Origin of the sequence: Photobacterium salinisoli (assembly GCF_003614885.1) — a bacterium.
GTDB lineage: Bacteria > Pseudomonadota > Gammaproteobacteria > Enterobacterales > Vibrionaceae > Photobacterium > Photobacterium salinisoli.
On the sequence record NZ_QZMS01000011.1, the window covers coordinates 521,602 to 546,340 of the forward strand.

The 24,739-nt window shown below is 51.5% G+C and carries 21 protein-coding genes and 2 CRISPR repeat arrays; of the genes, 4 read left to right on the forward strand and 17 right to left on the reverse strand.

Features of this window, described 5'->3' with window-relative positions; genetic code table 11:
* Positions 1-192 precede the first annotated feature (192 nt).
* Positions 193-1,410 carry a XylR family transcriptional regulator gene (locus tag D6M16_RS13745; protein WP_120512436.1) on the forward strand — a complete coding sequence of 406 codons (1,218 nt, stop codon included), beginning with the start codon at positions 193-195 and terminating at the stop codon, positions 1,408-1,410.
* Between the two features lie 53 nt (positions 1,411-1,463).
* Here D6M16_RS13745 and D6M16_RS13750 read toward each other — a convergent pair whose 3' ends face one another.
* Positions 1,464-2,483 (reverse strand): aldose epimerase family protein, encoded by a 1,020-nt coding sequence (locus D6M16_RS13750; protein WP_120512437.1) that lies wholly within the window; start codon positions 2,481-2,483, stop codon positions 1,464-1,466.
* 302 nt (positions 2,484-2,785) lie between these two features.
* A complete protein-coding gene (locus tag D6M16_RS13760) occupies positions 2,786-3,142 on the reverse strand; it encodes a hypothetical protein (protein ID WP_120512439.1) in 357 nt (118 codons plus the stop codon).
* Positions 3,143-3,273: 131 nt separating this feature from the next.
* Here D6M16_RS13760 and D6M16_RS13765 point away from each other — a divergent pair, with 131 nt between their 5' ends.
* A complete protein-coding gene (locus D6M16_RS13765) occupies positions 3,274-3,564 on the forward strand; it encodes a hypothetical protein (RefSeq protein WP_120512440.1) in 291 nt (96 codons plus the stop codon).
* Between the two features lie 97 nt (positions 3,565-3,661).
* Here D6M16_RS13765 and D6M16_RS13770 read toward each other — a convergent pair whose 3' ends face one another.
* The 15 genes from D6M16_RS13770 to D6M16_RS13840 form a co-directional block, all read right to left on the reverse strand.
* The gene (locus D6M16_RS13770; RefSeq protein ID WP_120512441.1) at positions 3,662-4,861 is read right to left on the reverse strand and encodes a type III PLP-dependent enzyme; all 1,200 of its coding nucleotides are present in this window, start codon (positions 4,859-4,861) and stop codon (positions 3,662-3,664) included.
* Between the two features lie 585 nt (positions 4,862-5,446).
* Positions 5,447-5,851 carry a type II toxin-antitoxin system HicB family antitoxin gene (locus D6M16_RS13775; RefSeq protein WP_120512442.1) on the reverse strand — a complete coding sequence of 135 codons (405 nt, stop codon included), beginning with the start codon at positions 5,849-5,851 and terminating at the stop codon, positions 5,447-5,449.
* 39 nt (positions 5,852-5,890) lie between these two features.
* Positions 5,891-6,070, reverse strand: a complete 180-nt coding sequence (locus tag D6M16_RS13780) for a type II toxin-antitoxin system HicA family toxin (protein ID WP_120512443.1) — start codon at positions 6,068-6,070, stop codon at positions 5,891-5,893.
* A gap of 166 nt (positions 6,071-6,236) precedes the next feature.
* Positions 6,237-7,424: a CRISPR direct-repeat array (repeat unit 29 nt; unit sequence CGGTTCATCCCCGTACTCACGGGGAACAC).
* Between the two features lie 74 nt (positions 7,425-7,498).
* The gene (gene cas2e, locus D6M16_RS13785; protein ID WP_120512444.1) at positions 7,499-7,798 is read right to left on the reverse strand and encodes a type I-E CRISPR-associated endoribonuclease Cas2e; all 300 of its coding nucleotides are present in this window, start codon (positions 7,796-7,798) and stop codon (positions 7,499-7,501) included.
* 2 nt (positions 7,799-7,800) lie between these two features.
* Positions 7,801-8,721, reverse strand: coding sequence for a type I-E CRISPR-associated endonuclease Cas1e (gene cas1e / locus D6M16_RS13790; protein ID WP_120512445.1), 921 nt, complete (start codon positions 8,719-8,721; stop codon positions 7,801-7,803).
* Between the two features lie 49 nt (positions 8,722-8,770).
* The gene (gene cas6e, locus D6M16_RS13795) at positions 8,771-9,445 is read right to left on the reverse strand and encodes a type I-E CRISPR-associated protein Cas6/Cse3/CasE (protein WP_120512446.1); all 675 of its coding nucleotides are present in this window, start codon (positions 9,443-9,445) and stop codon (positions 8,771-8,773) included.
* The gene (gene cas5e / locus D6M16_RS13800; protein WP_120512447.1) at positions 9,432-10,223 is read right to left on the reverse strand and encodes a type I-E CRISPR-associated protein Cas5/CasD; all 792 of its coding nucleotides are present in this window, start codon (positions 10,221-10,223) and stop codon (positions 9,432-9,434) included. The genes cas6e and cas5e overlap by 14 nt, the downstream gene beginning before the upstream one ends.
* A 12-nt stretch (positions 10,224-10,235) precedes the next feature.
* Entirely contained in the window at positions 10,236-11,270 is a 1,035-nt protein-coding gene (cas7e, locus tag D6M16_RS13805) for a type I-E CRISPR-associated protein Cas7/Cse4/CasC (RefSeq protein ID WP_120512448.1), read from the reverse strand.
* Positions 11,271-11,293: 23 nt separating this feature from the next.
* Positions 11,294-11,851 carry a type I-E CRISPR-associated protein Cse2/CasB gene (casB, locus tag D6M16_RS13810; RefSeq protein WP_120512449.1) on the reverse strand — a complete coding sequence of 186 codons (558 nt, stop codon included), beginning with the start codon at positions 11,849-11,851 and terminating at the stop codon, positions 11,294-11,296.
* On the reverse strand, positions 11,851-13,446 hold the full coding sequence (gene casA / locus D6M16_RS13815) for a type I-E CRISPR-associated protein Cse1/CasA (RefSeq protein ID WP_120512450.1): 1,596 nt from the start codon (positions 13,444-13,446) through the stop codon (positions 11,851-11,853). The genes casB and casA overlap by 1 nt, the downstream gene beginning before the upstream one ends.
* Positions 13,446-16,175, reverse strand: coding sequence for a CRISPR-associated helicase Cas3' (gene cas3 / locus D6M16_RS13820; RefSeq protein ID WP_120512451.1), 2,730 nt, complete (start codon positions 16,173-16,175; stop codon positions 13,446-13,448). Before cas3 ends, casA begins: the two co-directional genes overlap by 1 nt.
* Before the next feature lie 221 nt (positions 16,176-16,396).
* Positions 16,397-16,915: a CRISPR direct-repeat array (repeat unit 30 nt; unit sequence CGGTTCATCCCCGTATGTACGGGGAACACG).
* A 174-nt stretch (positions 16,916-17,089) separates the two neighbouring features.
* Positions 17,090-17,554 carry a helix-turn-helix transcriptional regulator gene (locus tag D6M16_RS13825; protein WP_120512452.1) on the reverse strand — a complete coding sequence of 155 codons (465 nt, stop codon included), beginning with the start codon at positions 17,552-17,554 and terminating at the stop codon, positions 17,090-17,092.
* Positions 17,555-17,576: 22 nt separating this feature from the next.
* Positions 17,577-18,929 carry a type II toxin-antitoxin system HipA family toxin gene (locus tag D6M16_RS13830; protein WP_120512453.1) on the reverse strand — a complete coding sequence of 451 codons (1,353 nt, stop codon included), beginning with the start codon at positions 18,927-18,929 and terminating at the stop codon, positions 17,577-17,579.
* Positions 18,930-19,366: 437 nt separating this feature from the next.
* The gene (locus tag D6M16_RS13835; protein WP_120512454.1) at positions 19,367-21,151 is read right to left on the reverse strand and encodes a family 20 glycosylhydrolase; all 1,785 of its coding nucleotides are present in this window, start codon (positions 21,149-21,151) and stop codon (positions 19,367-19,369) included.
* 9 nt (positions 21,152-21,160) lie between these two features.
* Positions 21,161-22,240 carry an ROK family transcriptional regulator gene (locus D6M16_RS13840; RefSeq protein ID WP_120512455.1) on the reverse strand — a complete coding sequence of 360 codons (1,080 nt, stop codon included), beginning with the start codon at positions 22,238-22,240 and terminating at the stop codon, positions 21,161-21,163.
* Positions 22,241-22,478: 238 nt separating this feature from the next.
* Between D6M16_RS13840 and D6M16_RS13845 the strand changes: the two genes are divergently transcribed.
* Positions 22,479-23,693 carry an ABC transporter substrate-binding protein gene (locus D6M16_RS13845; protein WP_120512456.1) on the forward strand — a complete coding sequence of 405 codons (1,215 nt, stop codon included), beginning with the start codon at positions 22,479-22,481 and terminating at the stop codon, positions 23,691-23,693.
* A gap of 51 nt (positions 23,694-23,744) precedes the next feature.
* Complete coding sequence (locus tag D6M16_RS13850) at positions 23,745-24,734, forward strand: carbohydrate ABC transporter permease (RefSeq protein ID WP_120512457.1); 990 nt, start codon at positions 23,745-23,747, stop codon at positions 24,732-24,734.
* Positions 24,735-24,739 lie beyond the last annotated feature (5 nt).

The window sequence follows — 24,739 nt, forward strand, 5'->3', positions numbered from 1 at the left end:
GCCGTCATCTGCAATAGAGACGTGCAAGCATTGTTTTCTCTATGCTCCTTTCACTGCAGAAAGTTCTCAATTACGTTTTTTCACACTCAAATTAACGGATTTCTTCTGTGTGGTGCGGGTCACACAGTAGCTGATAAGCCGCTGCTACACTCCAGTTACGTTTTTTGACAGGACATTAAACGAAGTATCACCATGAATAAACGCTATAGGATCACCCTGTTATTCAATGCCAATAAGGTCTACGACAGACAGGTTATCGAAGGAATCGGCGAGTATCTGCACGCAACCCAGTGTGACTGGGATATCTTCCTCGAAGAAGATTTCCGTGTGCATTTAGACAACATCAGAAACTGGGTAGGCGATGGCATTATAGCGGATCTCGACAACCCCGAAATTGAAGAAATCCTTAAAGAAATCAATATTCCCACTGTCGGTGTCGGGGGGTCTTACGAAAATGACCATGACTATCCGAACCTGCCTTATGTTGCGACAGATAATGCCCAGCTGGTGAAGATGGCGTTTCAACACCTCAGAGATAAAGGGCTTGAGAACTTCGCTTTTTACGGATTACCGCCCTGCCCGACTTCCAGATGGGCTGCGGAGCGGGAGAAATCTTTTCAGCGGATTGTCAAAGAAGAAGGATACGAAGGGTTCATCTACCGTGGCAATGAAACATCCCCGCTGACCTGGCAATATGACATGAACCGGCTCGCAGACTGGCTGCAAAACTTGCCGACCCCGACAGGGATTATTGCCGTGACTGATTCACGGGCAAGGCATCTGCTCCAGGTGTGTGACCATCTCAATCTGATGGTTCCGGATAAAATTGCTGTAATAGGCATAGATAATGAAGAACTTGCACGCTATCTGACACGCGTTTCTCTCAGTTCTGTCGGACAAGGCTGTAAAAAGATGGGATATCAGGCAGCCAAAATGCTCCATCACATTTTGCTCCGTAAAGAACAACAGGATACAGAAGAACACCCGCAACAGCAGATAATCCGCCACAGCAAAGTGCTCATTTCACCAACTCAGGTCTATGAACGCCAAAGTACAGACTTTCAGGCACTGCGCGATCCTTATGTCATACAGGCAATGCATTTCATTCGCCACAATGCGATCAAAGGCATCAAGGTCGATCAGGTGCTGAACTACGTTGGTGTTTCCCGTTCAAACCTGGAAACACGATTTAAAGAAGAACGTGGCCACTCTATTCATCAGGAAATCCACAGCTCTAAGCTGAAGCGAGCCTGTAATCTGCTGCGCACCACAGATCTGCCAATCGCTGAAATCGCTGCTTTATGCGGTTACCCATCCTTGCAGTACATGTATTCTGTGTTTAAAAAGAATTTCGATGTCACCCCTAAGGATTACCGCAAAGGCGAAGATAACGACACGGATATTGAGTAACGCCAATCACCTGACAGCAAGGCCGGTACGATATTCGGCCTTGCTGCCAATGATTAACGCTGGATTGCGATGATCTGATACGCCGTCGTCTGGCGGTAGCCTTTCCCCGGCCAGTAAAGACACTCCTCAGCATTTATCATATTGACCTGATTCGGAAAGCATTGCGCTTCCAGACAAAAACCATCATACCGGCGATAAGCTTTACCCCGGCCATGCTGCTCAGCCAATGCATTACCGGTATAGAACTGCAGGCCGGACTGGTCTGTGGACATGACTATACCCAGCCCCGTTTCAGCACATTGCACTTCAGCGACCTGACGCATACCTGAACCATTTAAACACCAACAGTGGTCAAAGCCGTTAACAGCTTTGACTTCAGCATCATTTGCCGCCAATCGGGAAGACAGCCGGGTTAAGGTACGAAAGTCCATCGGGGTATCTTCGACAAAACACTTCCTCTGCGGAATCGACTGCTGATCGATTTCAAGGTACATGTCAGCGTCAATCTGAACGTCATGATCAGCGATCCCATCCGCGCCACCATTGAGATTAAAATAAGCATGGTGAGTCAGATTCACCGGTGTTTTCCCGTCCGGATCAGCCTGGTAATCAATAACCAGAGTATTGTTCTCCGTTAGCGAGTAACAGACCAAAATACTGATGCTGGCCGGGTATCCGGCCTCTCCGGCATTCACTGAAGTGCTCAGACTTATCCGGTTTGCGGATATTTGCTGCAACTGCCAGCGCCGGTTATGCAAACCTGCGCCCGCTCCGTGAAGGTGGTTGCTCCCTTCGTTTTGCTCTAGCTGGATTGCTTTACCATCCAGCTCAAACTGACCGCTTGCAATACGGTTCGCCCAGGGACCCACAACACCGCCAATGTAAGCCTTTCCTTGCAGATAGGCTTCAGGGCTTTCATAACCCAGTACAATGTTCACAGGTTGGTTGTCTTTGTCGCGGACCACAAAGTTGACCAGTGATGCCCCCAGATCGCTGATATCAACCTGAGTTCCGTGATCATTCGTCAATGTATAGAGGTGGTAATCGCCCCACGCCTTAGCATTACAAGCCATGTTTACGGCCTCCTGATTTCTGCCTTGATCGATTTGCTATTTTTCAGCCAGACACCTTTATTCTCCATTACGAATTTTTGTTTCATGATGATGTTATTTCGCGACTGCGACTGCAGTATCACGCTCGCGGCTGTCCCTTGGGTCTTTCTGCTGCGCCCCCTGAAAAAGCGGCCGCAGACGGCAAATACAAAAACGGAAACCGTCTTGGAATAACAGCTCATCCCAACAGCAAACAGGCCCCGCAAGGCAATAAGCTTGCGGGGCCTGTTTTAGGATATGTTTTAGGATAATTGGGGCTGCGATCAGTTATCATACCGCCAGCGCGGCGGAAATGCCTGATTCATCACCAATGAATCATCCACCCGTTCGAACTGAAGTTTTGCTTCGTTTGTAGTGACGTTATCGACGATCAGACAAGCCTGAAACACAGACCAGTTAAAATCGACGGTCACAGTGACCTTTGTTCCCTTAATAGCAATGCCTTTTATCGTCATCGAATCCGGCACAATCGTCATGTGCGGATCGTCTGTCCAGGCCAGTTCATAAAACAGCGGCTGGAACTCATTTTCTGCCGCCTTCACCGCCGCGTTAATCTGCGCCTCACGATCCGGCAACTCAGTATTGAGTGCCAGTACCAGTGAAAGAGCTTGCTCACTCATGGTCTATCCTCGATTCAGTACTGATAGACAGCATACCAGATACCAGCCAGCCATTTTATCGCCCGCATGCACTTCCCCAATATCAGTGACTACACTTATTTCATCGGTTCTGTCGATTTGCAGGTACTTCTATGGATAGCAATGAAAAAGAGGCGGGAATTTTACAGGTACTGGCTGAACGCTTGGAATCCCAGCGGTTACCCAGAGCATTGGCGATGAAAAAAAGAGTCGATAATGGTGAAACCCTCAATGAGCTGGATATTCAGTTTCTCAAAGAAGTCTTAAACGATGCGCAGCGCGTCAAGCCGTTTGTGGAGAACCACCCCGAATGGCAAAGCCTGGCTGCGGGCATGGTTAACCTGTATCAGGAGATCACCACCAAAGCACTGGAGAATGAAAGGCATCAGAAAGGCAAGCCTTAGCCTGGCATGAATCATTGCCGTGCTGCTCTGTGTACCTAGCCTTATAGAACAAGCCGCAAAGAAAAAGCCCCCACCGAAGTGAGGGCTTACTGATCCGTCAGCCAATCATGCGTTCACAGCTTTGGTCATGCTCGTTGAGCAACACAGTCTGCGCACGTTTGAAGAAGTTAAAATCGGTCGCGGTCGCGCTGGTATAGGCGCCCATCATGCGGCCAATAATCAAATCACCGTTATCCAGTTTTGGCAGCATGATGTTTTCAGCAATCACATCAATGCTGTCGCAGGTCGGACCGGCCAGTACGCTCGGCGCGTACTCACCTTCCTGTTTCAGTGTCACCAGCGGGTACTGGGCATCGTCAAACATCAACCCACTGAACGAGCCGTAAATGCCGTCATCCAGGTAGTACCACATCTGACCGTCACGCTCAGCCTGTCCCATCACTGAAGCGACACTGGTGACCGACTGCGCCACAATAAAGCGACCCGGCTCTGCCAGTACCTGAACCGTTTCAGGCAGTTCGTTCAGCGCCTCGTTAATCGGCACACAGAACTGGTCAATCGGCATCACCTGCTGCGAGTAGGAAACCGGGAAACCGCCGCCGATGTCCAAGGTACTCAGTGCCGGTAAACCACGCGCCACCACTTGTTCCATCACCTTTTTGCAGGTGCGAATCGCATCGACGTATTTCTGCGAGTGCATGGTTTGCGACCCCACATGGAACGACAGGCCTTTAATGCGGATATTCCAGGCTTGCGCCGTTTCGATGATCGTCAGTGCCTGCTCTGGTGAACAACCGAACTTCTTCGACAAATCAGCAAAGGCTTCTGCATTGCGGAAGCTCAGACGCACCAGCAGTTCTACCTCGTTGTGATAGGCTTTGAACTTCGCCAGCTCATTGAGGTTATCCACCACAAACACATTGCAGCCGTACGCCAGCGCGTCGCGGATATCAGCATCACGCTTAATCGGGTGGGTGTGAATAGTACGCTCGGCAGGTACACCTTCCTGCGCCACCAGATCCACTTCACCACTGGTCGCCAGATCAAAACTGGCCCCTTCTTCGAGCAAGGTTCTCACCACAGCCGGGTGCGGCAGCGGCTTGAGCGCGAAGTGAAGGGTCACATTAGGCAGTGCATTGTTGAGCGCACGGTACTGCTGGCGGATCACATCACAATCCAGCAGTAATAACGGCGCACCGAACTGGGCTACTGAAGATTCAATTAACTGAACCTCGTCAGCCGCCAGTGTCTGAGCAGAGAAAGAATGAAAATCGAGTACAGAATGAGCATGAGCCATCGCAGGCCTCCAACAATCAATAGCACTTTTCATCCGCAATGATGAAAAGTGGAGCGTCAAAAAAAGCGCACAAGCGCAGTCAAAGTCACTCTTGGATAGTTGCTCTATCGCCTTGCCACAATATCAGCTGTGATGTACTCGGATTGGCTATCATCAAGAAGCGGCGCGATAGTAAAGTCATCATGTTTTCCACGCAATAAAAAAATCAGGTACACAACACAAAAAATTTTTGTGGTGACGATAGCATTTTATTATGGTGCGTAGGGGTGGCTTGTAGTGGTATGTCGCGCTTCAATCTCAGGGCACAACGCAGCATTTTCTGATGCGCGCCAGGTACGCTTTTCAGGCCAAAAGAGTCCCCAGAAATGCCTTTTGTTCTCTGGTGTTGTCCGGGTCGGTTAGGCGCTCCCGGCGCCGACAACCTGAAAATTCATCCATGAATTTTTCCCTGGTGTGGGGATTGCTTGGGCTGAAGTAAACGCGGTACTTCTCGCTCTGCTATCAAATGAGATAACAATCACGAGTTGAACAGTTGTAACCCTAACCTGAATTTAGAGGCACCCAAAAGGTGAAAGCGATTGGCGTTTAACGTTCCAACTCATGACCGGCTGCAATCTGTAAGAAATGGGAACGATCTTTGTACTTCGGATTTTCCTTTACCCTGTCATCTATTTTCTTTAGTAGCAGCCTGGGCAGGGTAACGTTTTTCTTTATCGCTCCCCCCAGATAAGGCTCGATATCAATTTCAACAACACCCCATACCCAGCCCTCATATTCAGCATCACTCTGCCAGTCTGACAAAGCTCTTGGCTTCGGCGGCATATCACCATGCTCAGCCAATCCCTCTAAGTGCAAGTGAGCTGCTTCTTTAGCATTTGCCATAGCCTCTTCTAATGTATCGCCGGCAGAGAAACAGCCTGGCAAATCAGGAAAAACCACACCATGAGTGTAATCAGAACCGCCTACTTCGATTGCAATTGGATACAACATAAGATCTCCTTCAACAATGAATCACAGATTAAGCGGGCTTTACAGTCCCGCCTGTTTCTTAATGGCTTTTACCAGCCCCATTCCTAAATCCTTTTTCGGATGGGGGACCGTTAGCGGCAGTTTGTGGCTTGGGTGTCTGAATTGATGATGACTTCCTTTCACTCTAACCAACACCCAACCTGCTGCTTCCAGTTCTTTAATTAAGTCTCTGCTTTTCACTGCTCCTCATCTATGCATTTCACCTAGAGTTATAATAACTCTACCTCTTGACATCGGTCAAATGAAGTAACCCTGATAACCCCTGACCATAAAGTTGCTTCAGTCGGTCCCTCCCCCGTACTCACGGGGAACACTATATACCGCTCGTGCCAGCAGGTCGCGGCATCGGTTCATCCCCGTACTCACGGGGAACACACCGTTTGTCCTGATTGCAGCGTCATGACCGACGGTTCATCCCCGTACTCACGGGGAACACCTGCTTGATTACTGGACGAGGGTTTAATGCCTCGGTTCATCCCCGTACTCACGGGGAACACAGAGTTATTAGCCTTTCCGCTACGCCTCTAGCCGGTTCATCCCCGTACTCACGGGGAACACTGTGCTCATTAGTATCCACGTTTCCCCCGCATCGGTTCATCCCCGTACTCACGGGGAACACCAACATATTTGGTATCAGATAGTGAATCCATCCGGTTCATCCCCGTACTCACGGGGAACACGCCCAGTTTTTAGTGAGAGATGTGATAGTTTTCGGTTCATCCCCGTACTCACGGGGAACACGCGCAAAGGGGTATTGATGGGGATCGAAATAACGGTTCATCCCCGTACTCACGGGGAACACTCCATGGTGGTGAAATACGATACAGCAACGACCGGTTCATCCCCGTACTCACGGGGAACACTCGGGTGATCGTTGCTCATAGCCATCGCCAAACGGTTCATCCCCGTACTCACGGGGAACACATTGCCCCGGCGAATTCAACTGAATGCACGAACGGTTCATCCCCGTACTCACGGGGAACACGTCGGATCTCCTCCCGCACGCGGCATCGCTCACGGTTCATCCCCGTACTCACGGGGAACACCCTGAAGCCTGAGAAGCAGTATCCGCAGAATACGGTTCATCCCCGTACTCACGGGGAACACGCAGGTGAGGGATAAAGGCATGCCGTGCTGCACGGTTCATCCCCGTACTCACGGGGAACACCGGATGGCAGAGCAAGAGGCTGTCGTCTGTGGCGGTTCATCCCCGTACTCACGGGGAACACACCTCTGAGTAGCGCATGGGACTGCAGCAGTTCGGTTCATCCCCGTACTCACGGGGAACACTGCGTTCATTACTGACCTACCAGGCGGGAAAACGGTTCATCCCCGTACTCACGGGGAACACATAGTCAGCCAGCTCAAGAAGTGCTGCGATGTCGGTTCATCCCCGTACTCACGGGGAACACTGAAGCCCCCAGTGGGGTTACAGTCATAGTTACGGTTCATCCCCGTACTCACGGGGAACACTTGTTCCAGAGTATGGTGATAAGAATGGGCGTCGGTTCATCCCCGTACTCACGGGGAACACTCTAATTTTAGATCATTGTTTTATAAGCACTTTTCTCACCTCAAAAATTCTACCAAACTTTTCGCTACCGAAAACTACGCATCTGGCGCATCAACCGGCTTGAACAGAACGAGGCGTAAACCATCTATATCAACGGGTTCGCGGCGATTCTCGCCGTAAGTCTGAAAATCGAATCCCGACTCGGTATTGGTCGCCCAACTCATCACGACATTGCCGTCTTCGGCCAGCTCAGACACCTGTTCCCAGATCATTTCACGCACCCGGCGCGACACATCACCCACATAAACACCGGCTCGCACTTCTAACAGCCAGACGGCCAGTCGCCCCCTTAGTCTGGGCGGCACGGCTTCGGTAACGACCACCAGCATACTCATGGTTATTTACTCCTGTGTCCGGCGTCCCCAAGTGACTTCGGCTCTGGAATCGCAGGTGGCTGCGCATCATCTGGCGGCAGCGGTGGTTCAATTTCTCCGGCGCTCAACACTTCCTCAATCAATGGAATCAACCGCTTAAGCACTTTGTCGGAACGAAAGAGTTCACGACAGGCAAGCCGGACTTCCCGATCTGGCGATCGAGGTTGCTTTGCAGCAATCTTGAAGGCAATCGGCACCACAGTCTCAAATTTCAGAATGTCCGCAATATCATAGACAAATGACAACGGCTTGCCCGTATGGATGAACCCAATTGCCGGGGCATAACCCGCGGCCAGGATGGCAGCTTCCGTTACTCCATACAGACAGGAGGTTGCAGCACTGATGCATTGATTAACTACATCGCCTTTTGTCCAGTCATTCGGATCGTAATTGCGGCCTTTCCATTCCACCCCGTACTGCTTTGCCAGAATTTTATAGGTATTACGAACACGGGAGCCTTCAATACCACGCAATTGTTCGACACTACGACGTTCCGGTGCAGGCTCGCCGAAACGGAGCTCAAACATTTTGCGTACGACTTTCAGCCGTAAGTCCGAATCCAATGCCAATTGCGCCTGATAAAGTAATCGGTCGCTACGCGCACCACCCGGCTGACCAACGGAATATAGCCTAACCCCCGCTTCACCAACCCAAATCAGCAAGGTGCCCGTCGTCGCTGCTAGTTTCACCGCAGCATGACTAATCCGCGTCCCCGGTTCCAGCATGATGCACACAATCGACCCGACCGGGATATGCATCCGCTCACCATTGACTTCATCGATCACCACAAAAGCCCCGTCGCGGACATCAATACGCCCCATCCCGACAAAAATCATCGAATTGCGATCTTTGATTGGGATGGGTTTGAGAGGAATAAAAGCCATGTCACCTCCTTGCGAATAACAGGGCCATGAAAATCATGGCCCTGAAACGTTAGAGTGGACGAATCAGCATCAATCCACACCCCATCCCTTTAGCGCGGCCAAAGCCTTGCGCATATTGAGCCAGAAAACGTTCCGGGTCTGTCACCGTCAGAATGCCCTGAAAATCAACGCTGGAGAACTGAACCTGGCGGCCAGATTTTTTCTGACTTTTATGCTGGGTATAACGCTCAACATCTGGCAACACATCCAGTTGAATCCCCCAGGCGGCTAAGCGTTTCTCATCGCAAATCCACTGGTGTGCTGCCTCATTCATCAACACGTTTGCTGTTTCCCGTTCAACTTTACCGGACTGTTTTGCCTGATGTTTTGCATGCATGATCACATCGTGACGGCGACTTTTGCCGTGTTCATCCGTGACACAAATCGTCGGGTTAACCCGCAGCTTGAAGGCCAGCCGCTGTCCGGTCTGAACCTGAGGGGAAAACAACTTGGTCTGCACCTGAAAAACCGGCAAGTCTTGCGTAGGCGCAATCTGAGACAGCACATAAAATTCAGGTCGTCCGCCTGGCCCGATTTCTTGCCGGAACAGGAAAGGGCGATCGCTTGCGTGTGTAAAGAGCTGCCATAACATCTGATGGCCTGAATAAGCACCATTGCCGCCGAACCGGGCAAACAGCGCCGCAGCCTGTCCCGACGAAGCGAGCGTCACTTTAGACAGATACATGCCCATCCTCCTTCCCTGTATGTTCAGAGCCATGCAATTCGGATGCAGCCGCTTCAGGAACCGACAACTGATACATGGTCCGCTGCCGGAACTGCCAGCGCTGGCGATGGACCGGTTCATCCCAAGGGTGCACCGTCAGCACACGTTTGTCTTCAATCGCATGCTTATCGCCTTCCCAAAAATAGGTCACCCGGCCGATATGGCCCAGCCAGAGTGCATCTTCTTTCTCTGAGCAGGTCAAAGCGGGAAATAACGTGTCCAGCGCATCTTTCAGCGACAAATTTTCGATTACTATTGGCATCAGCGGTAAGGCTGGCGGGCAGGATTTCCGCCCCAGACAAAGCGTGAATACTGGCTTGAGCAACGCGGCCTGCAGCTTCTCCAGGCTGAGGCTAGCCTTGTCGGTGAGTGACACTGCAACAATCCACAGGCCATCACAACGATAATCTCGGCTCGACAATACCGTATTCAGGTTATCTTCACTAAGTTCACTTTTTCGGCTTCTGTGTACCACTTTATTACGTTGTGACGGAACTTGCGCAGTATGGTAGTCCCGCATCAGAGAGCTGGGAACCGTCTGCTTCACGGCAATCTGTACACTTTGCTGCAAAGCTTTCAGCCCGGTCTCATCCTCACGCCGGATCCCCAGTGCCGCACCCAGCAGGCCAAGAATCGCTGAGCGGGTCGGCTGCACCCCGGTCGGGCGATCACCGCCCACCGCCGCCTGCCCCCAACTCGCCAGCGGGCCGTATAAGCGAAAAACCAAGTAGTTCTTCATCCTGCCTCCGGTTTATTCCGCCACAAAGTTCAGCAGTTCAGCCAATGACCCTTCGCCAGTCAGTGCGTTGAACGAATAACGGCTATCCGCACACGGGCCGTAGACCTGATCAAAATTGCCAGCCTGTTTCAACAATGCTGTTACCGCTGCGTCAGCCTGATCTTCATCATGAATTGGCTTTAGAAAAGCAACAGAAAGTTGACGCGGTTGCTGTTCGCCTTTTTCAGCCAGCGCAAAACTGGCGTAGGCACGAGAAGCAAAACTGTTTTGTTTACCGGTAGGCGATACTTTGACTGCCGCTTCTGTCAACGCCTGAATCGCACGGTTCGCCAGTGATTCATCACCACCCAGGTTTTCCGTCAGCAAGGTTTTGTTAATGCAGATGTAGCTGTAGAACAGAGCGGCGGCGAAACCTTGCTCACCAATATGGGCTGAACCTGAATCTTCTTTACCCGTGTTCAGATCATCCACCGCGGTAAAGTAGTCATCTTCAACAACCACGCTGTGCACACTGATCGCATGAGCAACCTGGCAGGCCGCTTCGACATTAAACGCCGGACTAGAGGCAAGCATTCGACCAAACAGGGCAATATCAACAGCAGTTTGCTCTGCTTTCAATACATTCAGCTCTTCTGAGTTAGGCGCTCGATTTTCAGCAGCAAGGACGGCAGCCAGTGATAACGCCGCATCCTGTTCAGATGGGCTGATATGGGCGAGCTGCTCAATGTCTAACGAGTCTTTTTTTCCTTTACCGAACACACCCGCAATCGTACTGGCCCACTCTTTAGCAGACTTCTCTTTCACTCCGCCCTGAATCAGAGCATCGAAAATCTGATGACCAAACCGTTTGGTACGAATACCCAGTTCACCTTGCATCGCCTGTTCAAACAGTTCGGATGTGCGCCAATGGCGCTTCAGGCTTTGTGAACTGACCCGCAGGCGATCAAATCCACCCATTTTGGCTGTTTTCGGACGGCCTAAGTCGTCACGGTTCAGGTTAGAGGGTGCGTATGAGGTTAACAGGTGAAGCTGAATAAACTGGCTCATGATCTTATCCTTATTGAATTAAATTATTTCCCTGACGCGGCGCGGTAATAGTCCATTGCCCAGCGCACACTGATGCGTTTATCGGCTTGGCGCGGACGAACATTGTTATGCTCGCGGAACCAGTGCTCGATATCCTCCGCTAAGGATTGCACAGATACCTTGCCGTCGACCTGCTGCAAAATACGACGCAGGCGACGTAAGAATTCATCGGGCGTTTTGGCGCTCTGCAACTGGGCAAAACGCAGTTCACTCACCACAGATTTATCACCCTCGCCTTTCAATCCAGCCGCAGTTGCCAGTTTAGTGCCGGTGTCGGCTTTAACATGTACCAGGGCTGCCGCAATCGTTGCCCAACACTCAAATGTATGGGCTTTATTGGTATCCTGAATCGATGTCGGTAATTGTTGCCAGAGCGCCCGAAAGCCCGGGGCCAGCAAAGCAGCATCGGCCGACTCACAACGCTTTAACTGTGCTTTTTGGCCGCTTGGTGCGGGTGCAATACCCTTTTCTTTAAGCTGCGAGGGAGACAGGTACATACTTTGCCACCAGCGCAGTACGGTATTTTGTGTCGCACTCTCCATCAGACGCTCTCCTTGTCGAATTCAATATGGTTATCTTTAATGAAATTCTTGATCTCTTTTCCACCAAACAACCAGCCCATTAATGCCCGGCGAGCCACAATTCGTTTAGCCATCGATCGCTCACTGCCCAATTCAGACAGTGCGTATTCATCGAACAGATCCAGACAAACCTGACGCAATGCAGTCAGCCAGTCTTTCGCCTGCTGCGAAGACAGATCAAACTCATCATGTTCAGCGCTTTCAATCAACTGCTGCACAGCAATGTAAAATGCTGACTCGCTACGCTGCCAGAATGCCAAATCAATAAACGAGGTATCTCCTTTCGCTTCGCCTGGTTTATCAAACCAAGCTGATTTAATTTGTGTCCGGCATTGCCAAAGGGCATTCGATGCCAGGCTTTGTAACGTTTTCACCCGTTGAACCATGTCTTCCTGTTGCTCAGGATCAAGCGTGAACAAAGGCATCAAATTGGAATACCAACAGCGGGCTTTCATGTTGTCCATATCGTATCCAAACGCCCAAAGTCTTGGGTAATAACCCATTAGCGCCGGATAGTTGTTACACAACGAATAAAAATGACGGATTACTTGCGCGCAGTGCAACCCTTCTGCTTCACTGCTCAGCGCAAGGCTGTCCCAGATTTTGTAAGTGATACCACCCGGCTGGCCTTTCACCGACAAGTGCTCTTCATCGGGTTTTTTCGGGTTGGATTTATACGGAGTTAAGGGGTGTGACCAAGTACCCGAGTAATTCCCGCCGTAGTTCAGGGTGCGATAGGCTGAAACACTTCGATCAGACGCTTCCCCGGAGATCTGGCAGACGGCTCGTTGTTCTTCAACACATAGCCGAATCCGCCTTGGCATCGCCCAGTACATGTGCAGCGGATGCACATCATGCTCATAAATTTCACTGCCTTTTTTCTCACTGGTCCGTGCGGGCACCAACCAGGGAAATACAGTGCCATCGGTAAAATTCGGGTCCTCGTAACGCCATTCATCCCGATTGATCACATTGAGCCACAATTTTTGCCACAGCGATGAAGCGTCTTGTGATGGCAAAATCAGGGTGGTTAAGGGGCCGCCACCGCGCAAACCGACCCGGTGCCCCGAACCACCGGAAGGTGCGTTAATCTGCAAGGTAAACAACGCTAATACTGCGCTCTCCAGTGACATCACTTCACCAATACCGCGTTTAATGAAATGATCCGTATTCAGCTTGATGCCGTTTGCCCCCGGTGCTTCAATCAAGAGTCCGGCTACTGTGGTGGGGTTAGCACTTTCCAGCAGGTCATAATCCTGCATAAACAGCGGGCCGTCTCCGGTCACGTTGAATGCGTGAGCGACCTTGTCAAATGCCTGTTGCAAGGTATCCGCAACGGGAGGCTGATCAAAAAAGTCCTGCCACTGGTATTTATCTTGTGGTGCAAAGACAGTTTGCAACAGCCCGATGGCAAACTGATACGCTGCGCCCTGAAAATCGGCCCTTGGCAGGGCAAAGTCCACCACATCAGGATCGCAAATCGCCGTAATGGGTAGTACCTTTTCACTGCCGTCACGCAGAGTGAAAGGTAACCATGAATCGTGAATTAGGTTCATCACACCTCCTGTGTATGACATTCACATAACCCTGTCGTTGAGTGATACGTAAAATTCGTGTCCGACTCTGGCAGCCAGACTGTCATGAATTCTGTTTGTCTGTAGCGCTGTTGTAACACGCCCAGCGCGGGTTGCAGATGGTTCGGTATCGGTATCAATTTGTCGGCATAAGTGGTTTTAGCCACTTTGACCGTACTCAGCGCGACAGCAAAACGAGGATCGTCAATCCAAGGAACCAGTTGCCCCGCTTTCGTTTCCCTGACTAACAGCACCTCAACGGTTTCCCGGTCGCTGTAACGGGTGCTGATATCCGTCCTGTCTTCGTGCCAACCTTTCGCACTGCGATCGCTGTAACCATAGTGTTGCCAGTCGATCAGATTAGATTTTGCTTTTGCACTGGTGCCCAGAGCGTTCCCAACATACTCATCTTCCATTTTCTGCATGGACGCGGGGATCTGGCTCTGTGCTTCTTCGCTATACACCGCTTCAATCAGCTCTCGTGCTTGTGCCGGCATTCGAATTGCACCCAGTTCTCTGAGAACGCGCAGCCCCAGCCATAAACGACCCGGCGAACGGTAAACAAATTGGGTAGGCTGAAAATCCCGGCTCAGCCAATCGGCCTCGGGTGTGTCGTCCCAGACCGGGGCATGGAGATAGAGCACAGGAGGCTGCCGGGCATCGTTGCAATCTTGCTGATATCCACCCAATACATTTCGGGTATGACGATGTAAACGCCCGGTGCGCTGAATCAGGTCGTCAATCGGGCAGAGATCGGAGATCATCACGTCAGCATCGGCATCCAGACTTTCCTGAAACACCTGAGTGGCAATCAGCACTTTGCCCCGGCGATCAGCAGCCTTAGCCTCTTTGCCAAAGGTCGCCAGCACCAGATCTTCCTTTTGTTTACGATCGGCCAAGACAAAGCGGCTGTGGAATAGCAGACAGTCGTCCGGATTCATCATCCGACTGCGTACCACATCGAAAGCCTCTATTGCATCGTTTACTGTATTACGCACCCACACCACGCACTGTCCGGCTTCCACTGCGCCAAACAAGACTTGCAGGCAAGCATCAAAGCTCGTCAACTGAGTCACGCTCACCTCGCGGCTGACTGAAGCGCGGCTTGCCAGTGGTTGTTCCACCACAGGTGAATCAGGATCAGGAGAAACCTGAGTCGCCAAAGGAAAATCGGATTTCTGTAATACATTCTGAGGCAGACAGGCCGACTTCAACCAGACATTACAAAGACGCTCACGTTGTTTGAGTGACAGGGTCGCCGTCAGTAAAATGGCCGAACCACCCTGAGAAAAATGCAGCGCCAGCAGACTTTCCAATAGCTCGAGCATGTACTCATCGGCAGCATGGACTTCATCAAAAATCAGGACTTTTCGGTTCAGGCCTAATAAACGCAGGGACTGGTGCCGACGCGGCAACACCGCGAGTAACGCCTGATCAATCGTGCCGACACCGACCGGGGCCAGCAGCGCTTTCTTACGGGAATCTGCCAGCCACTGATTACACTGTGCAGTGGCGCTAATATCACTGCGGTCATAATCGGTATCACTGACCCCGGATGCCAGTATGGCTTCACGAAACCGCTGGTTCATTTCGCGTGCACCGTGGGCCAGTACAATGCTGGGCTGTTGGTCGTCTTGCCATGCCAGCATCTTGTGATAGTGATCAGCAACCCGGCTAAACATGGCGTTGGAGGTCGCCATTGTCGGCAGGCCGAAATAGAAGCCATCGGCGATACCAGACTGCATAAGACGATGTGTCAACGTGAGTGCCGCTTCGGTTTTACCTGCGCCAGTGACATCTTCCAGAATAAATAGCTGCGGAGACTGACTAAGTGGAACAGTTTCAGCCCACGCCTGGAGCGGTGTCGGGTCAAACCCGAACAACTCCCGAACAGAGCTGAAAGGCAGAACGTCTGGCTGGCGGTGTAAATCCGTGTTCGCTAAAGCACTTTGCGCGTTGTTTAAGGCAATGGGCCAGTATTCTTCAAGTGGCTTTGGCGCATCGCAGTAATGAAAAAAGTGACGGTCAGAACCCACCCAATCAGCCAGTACGGCGATACCCGCGAACTGCCAACTTACCTGCTCTAACCGGCGACGCCATTCTTTAGATAGCAACTTATCCAGTGGTAACGCTGGCTTAAGATAATCCGCGACTTCAAGGATAAACTGCTGAGAATCAGCCAGATTATGTGTTTCAGTAAAACGCTTGATGGATCTGGAATCATTTTTATCGACGGGCTGCCCATGGTGACCCAATACACAATCCATCAGCACCAGAAAGGTATCAGCCGCTATTTCCTGCTCACGGGGGGAACATTCTGTTTCCCTGAGCAACGCTGTCATAATGACCGTTTTACTTTGTTCCCAGAAATACAACCCCATACGATCATGGCGATAGTCTCTGCCGTCGTAAGTTTTCACACGATTCGGTTGTTGCAGAGCTTTGTAGCCATTTGGATACAGTTGCTGAAACGCTGAGGCAAATTTTCCCAGATCATGCAGTGCCAGACAAAAGGCCCAGATTACACGCAACTGTGCTGGTTTGATATCAAGGAAGTCTGCCAAATCCTGAGTGAGCGGCTTGTTCGGATCCAGCAACAAGTAGCCGACTGCAGCAACATCCAGGCAGTGGTACGGAAGTAAATGATAATCTGCACCGGGCTGCTCAGGATCGCGTTTGGCTTTTCCCCAGTATTGAAAATAAGTTGGCATCACCGCCCCACAATCAATCATCTTAAGACGAACTATACAAATGAAATCAGATGAATACTGTGATTAAACGATGAAAGTCGATGGTATGAAATCAATCTCTTCATGCCATGCAGTAGATAACAGGGGGGCACACCTACACGGAGCATGCAGAGTTGTTGCAATCGTCATCCCCGTACACACGGGGAACACATTTAAAACTTCAGAGCGAGCACCTTTCTTTTCGGTTCATCCCCGTGCTTACGGGGAACACGTGGAATATGGCCTCGACCTCTTTCACCAACCCCGGTTCATCCCCGTATGTACGGGGAACACATTGATGCGAATGAGTTTATATCAGATGAAACCGGTTCATCCCCGTATGTACGGGGAACACACCTTTTGCAGGCGAGAGTCGCGAAAGTTGATCGGTTCATCCCCGTATGTACGGGGAACACAATATCCGTCAATATTTTAGCCATAACGTCACCGGTTCATCCCCGTATGTACGGGGAACACGTCAATGCAGTCTATCCCCAATGTTGATGCCACGGTTCATCCCCGTATGTACGGGGAACACGGGAAACGGGCGATCAGATTGTTATCAATGACCGGTTCATCCCCGTATGTACGGGGAACACGCAGCGTGAATCCATAAGTCAGCCATGCGCACCGGTTCATCCCCGTATGTACGGGGAACACTCAGCTTGGGGCAGTGAGGATGGCGGCATGGTCGGTTCATCCCCGTATGTACGGGGAACACTCTAAAATTATCTTACTGTTCTATAAGAATTTTATTGAGACTCAAAATGCTACCAGATTTTGAAATCCATCAAACCTTTCGTTGTCTATTTCTGAGTCATTGCCCCATGGATACAAGCCATCTTAGCTCAGGGCTTGCACATCAGTTTACAAAGTAATAATTATCATGCCTGATTTCACTGTCCAGACATGAGCGCCCTCAAGGCGCCGGGGGATAACGGAATCAACCCCACTTTCAGCCCAAATGGTTTGAAAACTTTATTCAGAATATCCGTGGTATAACTGCCCCGATCATTTTCTATTTCGGAGAGTGTTTTTCTCGACACATCAACCAGATTTGCATACGCCTCCTGTTTTAGGCCGAGCACACTGACCCGGAGCGCTTTGAGTGCCTGCCCCTGAGTCAACTCACCCGCCAGCAGCTGTTGTGTGATTTGACTGATCCTCTTTTGCCGCGCTTGTGCGCTGAGTGATGGCCCGTTTCTTGAGGCTCTTTTCGCAGCGGCCGGTTGTTTCGCGGTGCTCCCTTTTGCCTTATCCAACGTTTTCCCGCTGGCCTCAGATTGCGTTGGCTGACGTCTGGCCCGCAGACGAGCAACGGCGTCTGTGACGGATTCTTTTGCGTTTTGGTGCTTGCTCATTCGCTAGCTCTCACTTGTTGTCTCATTGCAACCCCCACTTCGCGAGCTTTTGGGGGATGAAATCTAAGCCAATCGCAGGCATGGTCAGGATTTGTTCAGGGACTCCGCGCTGTGTCAGCCGCTTTTTCAGATCGAGACATTGGTTTGCAGTGGTTCTGAGCGCGTCAAGTAATACATCGCTCGGCACAAGATCGGAGAGCGATTCAGCGATGCCAATAAAGTCGTAAGTGCCGCCCACTTCCAAGGGTGCTCGCCATTTTGTGGTTCTCGCAACGCCTTCCGGATCCGCTTTCATCGGCGCAAAGTCGTAGATCGGCGCAAGTTGAATTGAGCCCTTGCCCTTCACAAAGGACGTGTTTCTGCCATGGTTGTCACTGTTACCAAATAATATATTCAGCAGGTCTCGCTTGACCCACTCAATCACAAAAGCCTGAGCGTTAAACGCATACCCCTGAACGTTCACCATGTTGCTTTGGGAAATTTTGTGAATCAGAGATCTGATCGTCTCTTCATGGTCAAGGGTGACACCCGCCCCTTTGCCTAAGATTGAATACACAGATTCCATTCCCAAACGCTCTATCTGCTGCGCTTCATTAAACCGGATATCAAACCTTGGCAACCAAAGAGAAGGGTAGTTTAACCCTTCTTCCAAACGCATATCCTCAATCGGAATTGTCTCAAATCCCATCTCCGTCAGTTCATGGTAATAATGATACTCGGCGCGCAAGATATTGCAGTCGACGGTGGTTCTGGCCCCCCTTGGGTATTTAACCAGATAGTGTCGATCCTGATTGGCCGTATCATCCTGAAAGGTATCAATCCATATCTTGTCTTCACCCTTTGCACACCGTAAGAGTAATTTGGGTGCTTCACCACCGGCGCCCGTCGCACCACCGGCAGCAGCGCCCCGTTGCTGGGCATAATCCAGAAAGTCGCCCGCACGATTGAGCACGTCCTCACGAGAGAAATACAGTGAATCCGATACCTCAGAGCGCTCTGGCAGCGAGTCCTTTACCCGCCAGTTACCAACGGGCGACATGGTGCCGAATTTAAACAGAATATAGTTTTGTTCCTGAAAGCTCAGATCTTCAATATCCAGATATTTGACCCAATACCTTCGGCTTGCCCCGCTCGGCATGATGTCATCAATAAAGGTTAGCCAGCCGGGTTGCCCCAGGTCATCGAAGAAAAATGAGACCGGGTGATTGATGGAAACCGCATGTACATCATCAGTCTCGTGATACTGAAATGCATAATCACTCAGGTAATTGAGCTCGGTCACGCGGAAATTGCCTTCACCACTGGCAGGAAAGGCGATGATTGCTGCATCAACCCATGCTTGATTGATAAACGCCTGTATCGTCAGTTCTTCCATTGAGCCACCCAGATTTACCCTTAATGAGTAAAAGTTTATACATAAATGGCAGCAACCACAATTAACGCGTATAAATTTACACTTTAACGAATAAAAAGCCTTTCATGATACTTTTATTACGCATGATAGACTCCCCGTGCTTACGGGGAACACACATCCAAACCGTCAGGAATGGGCATCATCTTCGGTTCATCCCCGTGCTTACGGGGAACACACTGCAAAAACTGTCGCTGGCAATCTGAAAGCGGTTCATCCCCGTGCTTACGGGGAACACGCGCCGACACTGGAAATTCGCCCCGGTTATCGCGGTTCATCCCCGTGCTTACGGGGAACACTCTAAATATAGGTTATTGTTCTGACAACATTTATTCGGTTAACAAAATTCTACCAAGTTTTGACAGCAAGAATAGCTCATTCATTGCACAGTACGATATAGCTCATTCCACTGCTTTATCTCCACACAACCCCCGCAAATACCCCAACCGCGAAGCGCTCTGCTTCAGGCCACCGGGACGGTAGTGCTGGAGCCACAAATCGGCGTAGGCCTGTTCGACCGGGGCGAGTTTGTCCAGCATGCGGGCTTTGTCTTGCGGCGGTAAAGCAGTGAGATCACGGTGCCCGGCGTTGGCATAGCTCAGTGCGATCTGGCTGGCGAGCAGCATGCAATCGACTGTCCAGAACAGTTCGGCTTGCAGTGCGGAAGTGGGCAGCCCAGCGATGTCGGCTTTCAGGCCGGATAAGTCGTCGATGGCAGCGGCAATCTGCTCGGCGCTGGCGATCTCAGCACGGCGGATATGGCGGCCTGAGCGCTGGTCAAACACGAACGGGCCATAAAAGGCGCAGTTCGGCGTGGTCACGCCGCTGGTGAGATAGGCATCCTGCAGGCGATCAATCAAAGGCATGGCCTGCGCGTAGACTTTTCCGAAGTGAGTACGCACTAATAGCCCGGCGTCCACGTTTTCATGACGCTGAGGATCCCAGGCCATGGCGGCGCCGAACACGTAGCCGGATAAGGCGGTGAAATGTTGCTGCGCGTGGCCCATGTCGCCCCATTCGGAAATCTGATAACCGCAGGCGCCGTATTTCAGGGCCGATTCAGCGGCCCGCCGCATATGCACTCTGGAGGCCTGTCCCCGGCCTGCCACAGAGGCAAAGGTGTTGGTCGAGACCACCACCTGAAACGGGTAGCCAAACTCAGCCAGTTGCCTGTGCTCGTCATCGTAGGGATGATCTTCTTCATATCCCCAGTTCAGCAATTCCAGATCGTCAGGCAGATGAGGCAAAATGTCCGGGTACTGAAACAGCATGTCACTGAAAATCTGGCAGGATTTTCCCCGCGCATGGGCAAGACCCAGCACTGTCTTGAGGTAATTGAGGTAAACCTGCCCTTTGCCCTGCTGCTCGCAGGCCTGCTGGCTGGCTCCTGCGCCGAGATCCATGGTCTCATCAAAATTCAGATTCAGGGTATCGGACGTGAAGTTCGGCAACAGAGTGTCGAGCAAGTCGGCAACAAAATCAGTGACGGCGTCACTTAATGGATTCAGGCCAAAAGACTCCGGCCGGAAGTCGCCCCGATGATCATAAAAGCCGCTCGTCTGCTCAGCGAGATGCCGGTAATGCGGATGACACAACCATTTTTCCATATGCCCGAACGTTGCCTGATTGGGGATCAGCTCGATGCCCCGCTCCTGGCAGTAGCTATCCAGCGTCCGGATCTCTTCGGCTGTCATCGGCGAATAGTCCTGCCAGACGCTCTGGTGCTGCGGATAGGCAAACGTATGTTCTGTGTAAAGCTGTAACTGATTGATTCGCAATGCTGACCAGAAATCCACCAGCTGAAACAGCGTCGCCATGGTCGGCACTTTGTCGCGGCTGATATCAAGAATGATCCCGCGTTTGGCAAACGCCGGCTGGTCACCAATGGTCAGCGATGGTACCTGACCATGACAGAGCTCAATGAGCTGAGCCAGACACTGGTGCGCATACAAACGGCCAGGTTCGTCTGCCATGGCGATTTCAATACCACTGGCGGATACCCGGATCACAAAGCCCTGCCCGGGCAGATTGTCGTCTTGCCGATAGTTCACGCTCGGCGAGTCAATCACCTGCGCCAGTTTGACAGGGATCAAGGGCCGTAAAGCGCTATAGTTGGTTGGCGCGTCACGGCTCTCCAGCTCAAGGTTTGCTGGCTGCGGAAATAGCAGACTGAAATCCGGGGTCATGTTACGTCCTTACTGTGAAATAGGCTGGGCGTCTAAAACGTCGAACAGCACCAGATCTGCCGAGGTGATTTTACTCCACGCCAGTGCGGCAGCGCCCGCTGACACGGCTTGTGTGCCCAGTGTCGAGATCTCTGTGACAGGCTGCCAGGTCTGATGACCTTTATATGCCGCTAGATTGGCGTGAATCAGCCGTTCTATATCCCTGACATAAGGTTCAACCTCGCCACCAAAAACTATCTGGTGCACATTGAGCAGCCGGCCTAAGGTGGCTAACTTCTCAACAAACTGTGCCAGTATCTCAGGCTCGCTCACCGGGCTCTGGTGCGGGCCGGGCTCGACATCGAACTGGCCGGACAGACAGTCATCACCGTAAAACAGCTGACCGTTCAGTACGAACCCCAGCCCTATGCCCAAATGCCGGCTGTCGTCATCACGGTGATGTGAAGTAAACAACACGTACAACAGGTTATCGCTGCCCTGTGGCCGGGACAGCATCACCTGACCCCAGGCTGCACAGTTGGCGTCGTTATCACAGTACACAGGGTAGCCCAGTTGTGCCGAGAGCCTCTCTGCCAGTGCGACTGGCTCAGAGATTTCGAATGCGCTGGAAACAGAAACGACGCCGGTATCCGGCCTGACCAGACCCGGCATTCCCAGCCCGATTGCCAATACCTTACCCCATCGGCTTTCTACATCATTAAGCACAGGCGCCAGCACATCCCCCAACTGCTCAAGGGGTTGCGTGCCGGGGTGATAGCTGACTATCTTGCGATACAGAATCTGACAGGCCAGATTGAGCACTGACAGGTTGATCTGGCTGTCGGTTAACTCTATGCCAACCAGGACGCCGAGTTGCTTGTTCAGTTGCAAAGACACCTTTGGCCGTCCGCTCTGGGGCGGGCCGTTGCGGTTGGACACTTCAGTAATCAGTTGTTTATCTGCCAGCGAACTGACAATTTTGGTAATCGTGGACTTATCCAGCCCCAGCCGGTCTGCGATATCAATGCGGGAAATGTTCTGGCATCGCCACAAAACGTCTATCACGCGTGAGGTGTTAACCTGTTTGATGTTTGGTGCCTTTCCAATCATTTAGTTTCCAATGAAAACTTAGTATCTTGAAATTATTGTTAATCAATCCCTGTGCTGAATTCAAGGCTTAATTAAGCTTATTTCTCACTCTGTTAACCTGACCATGTATTCCCTGCCCTCCTCAAATTTGTTATTTGCTTGTTAACATAATTGTGATTTTGATCCTTGCATCCACGGTTAATTTCTCTACATTTTTACTTAGTTTCCAATCGAAACTAAATATCATAAGGAAGGCGATATGAAACGTAAGACAGGAATTACCGCAATCTCTGCCCTGCTGGGCTTGTTGGTGGCCACCCCCATGTCTGCATTCGCGGAAGAAACGCTCACGCTCTGGACCTGGCGCAAACAGGAGCGTCCGTTGTGGGAGGCGGTCTCGAAAGCCATGGATGATGTCAACATCAGGGTGGAAGTGTTCAAGGGCGTCGATTACAACTCCCGTTTACGGTTGGGCTTGCAGAGTGACAACGGGCCTGACTTGTTCCAGGGGCGTCCCGGCGCTTCATTTATCGATCAGTACGCCAATGCCGGCGTGATCACGCCTCTGCCCGCCACGGTTGATATCAGTGGCATTTCACCGGCTACCCTGGTCGCCGCCACCGGTTCTGACGGCAAGGTGTATGGCGTACCCTTCGCGGTCCAGACGGTTCAGATTATTTACAACAAGGCCATTTTCAACCGACTGAACCTCAGCGAACCAGAAACCCCCGAGCAGTTCGTTGCTGTGATGAAAACGCTGAAAGACAATCAGGTAATCCCGCTGGAAGTTCCGGGCCGCGCCGGCTGGGCATTGGCGATGATGAGTGCCGGGCTGGAGGCCGGTGTTTCGGGGGAAGACATGAAACAGGTTGCCAGCCGTCAGTCTCCCTTTACTGCAGACAGTTATCAGCAGGTGGCCGACACGTTCGCCAGCTGGCAGCCGTACATTAATCCATCGGCAGCAGCACAGGACTATAACGGTATGAGAGCCAATATCGCACTGGGTGATTCTGCCATGATCATTGATGGTTTGTGGTCCACCTCGCCACTTTCGACCATAGCGCAGACCGATCCCAGTGTAGAGCTAGGCCTGATGCCCATTCCGGGACACGGTGGAAAAGTGTATGCCTTTGCAGACGGCGCCTATCTGGTCAATGCCAACAGTAGCAAACGCGAAGCCGCTGACAAACTGCTGGCCTTTACTGCCACCAAAGCATTTGCCCAGCTGTTTGCCGATCATGTCGGCGAGCTGTCGACCTATGCCGAGGGCATCCGCTACCAGGGGAAATATCAGGCCGAAGCAGCCAGCTTCGTGTCACAGCATGCCCAGCCTTACCTGACCTGGAAAGGGCCTTTTAACGTGCAGTATGAGGAAATCGTCGGTCCGGCTTACCAGAAGTTTCTGGCAGGCAAAGTCGATGCCAAGGGTCTGACGCAGGAAATCGAAAACGGTTTTAAAGCGAAGAATCTGTAACCCTTTTCTGTTGGCCTGCGCTGGCAGGCCATTCCCCTAAACGGAGTCGTTATGCCACACGCCCCTAGCCCTGATGACTGTTCAGACGATCTGTCTGCTGAGCTGCTGCGCAGCGATGTTAAGAAAGCACAAGGTTTGAGTTTCCGGCAAAAAGAGAAACTCCAGTACGCCCTGCTGCTGATCCCCGGCTGTCTGTTATATGGCATTTTTAACCTGTTACCTTTAATCGGCACACTGGTGTTGTCTTTCTTTGACTGGCCGGGAATTGGGCCGGCAACCTTTGTCGGCTTCGATAACTTCACTAAGTTGCTCACCGATGAGTACATGAGCGGCCAGCTCTGGAATGCGTTTCAGCAGACCTTTGTATTTTTTGCCATTTGTATCAGCCTTTTTCTGGTATTAGGCACAAGCTTTGCGCTGTTGCTGAGCTGGAACACGGCCGGAAAATCAGCCTATAAATTGCTGTTTTTCATGCCTTATCCGCTGGCTGCGGTGGCCGTTGCTTTTCTGGGGCAACTAATCGTTGATGTACGCGGTCCGTTAAATCAGCTGATGATGCACTGGGATCTGATCAGCTCGCCGCTGATGTTTCTGGGTGAAGCCGATACCGCGTTGCCAACCATTGCCCTGTTTCAGTCCTGGCAGAAGCTTGGCTTCTCCATCATGCTGATTCTCTCGGCCATTTTGGGTGTGCGGGCTGATTTGCTGGAAGCGGCAGTACTGGACGGTGCCAGTCGCTGGCAATGTATCCGTCATGTGGTCTTTCCTGTGCTGGCGCCCGCCTTCGTGTTGATTACCATTCTGACCATGGTGGATGTCTTCAATAATGCCGAGTACGTGCTGATTCTGATGGGCCCGGATGCCGGTCCTTATTATTCCACCGATATATTAGGCACCTTTCAGTACCGCACCGCATTTGGTACCAGCGGCGGCTCCGGCACTGCCGATCTCGGGATGGCTGCCGCTATCGGTATGGTGATATCCGTGTTGATCTTGCCGGCAACTATTTATCTCGCGCTTCGCAATATGCGCAACCGATAGGACGA